Origin of the sequence: Streptococcus cristatus (assembly GCF_019685515.1) — a bacterium.
Classification (GTDB): domain Bacteria; phylum Bacillota; class Bacilli; order Lactobacillales; family Streptococcaceae; genus Streptococcus.
In genome coordinates this window covers 1-271 of record NZ_JABFFN010000004.1, presented here as the reverse complement: position 1 = coordinate 271, position 271 = coordinate 1, and the positions used below count along the sequence as shown (strand labels likewise).

Genomic DNA, 271 nt, shown 5'->3' with positions numbered 1-271 from the left:
ATATCCATAGATGGGCACGAGTGGACTCGAACCACCGACCTCACGCTTATCAGGCGTGCGCTCTAACCACCTGAGCTACGCGCCCAAGTTAAAAAACTTGGTATTTGAACAAAGTTCAAAGCGGGTGACGAGAATCGAACTCGCGACAACAGCTTGGAAGGCTGTAGTTTTACCACTAAACTACACCCGCTAAAATGGGAGTTAACGGGATCGAACCGCTGACCCTCTGCTTGTAAGGCAGATGCTCTCCCAGCTGAGCTAAACTCCCTCT

3 tRNA genes are annotated in these 271 nt (G+C 50.6%); all 3 read right to left on the bottom strand.

Annotation, left to right across the window (positions count from 1 at the left end):
- Positions 1–11: 11 nt before the first annotated feature.
- The 3 genes from FOA33_RS09145 to FOA33_RS09135 all read right to left on the bottom strand — a co-directional run bounded on the left by FOA33_RS09145 (position 12) and on the right by FOA33_RS09135 (position 268).
- Positions 12–85 (bottom strand) — tRNA-Ile (locus tag FOA33_RS09145).
- A 34-nt stretch (positions 86–119) separates the two neighbouring features.
- A tRNA-Gly gene (locus FOA33_RS09140) sits at positions 120–190 on the bottom strand.
- A gap of 5 nt (positions 191–195) precedes the next feature.
- Positions 196–268: transfer RNA gene (locus FOA33_RS09135), tRNA-Val, on the bottom strand.
- Positions 269–271 lie beyond the last annotated feature (3 nt).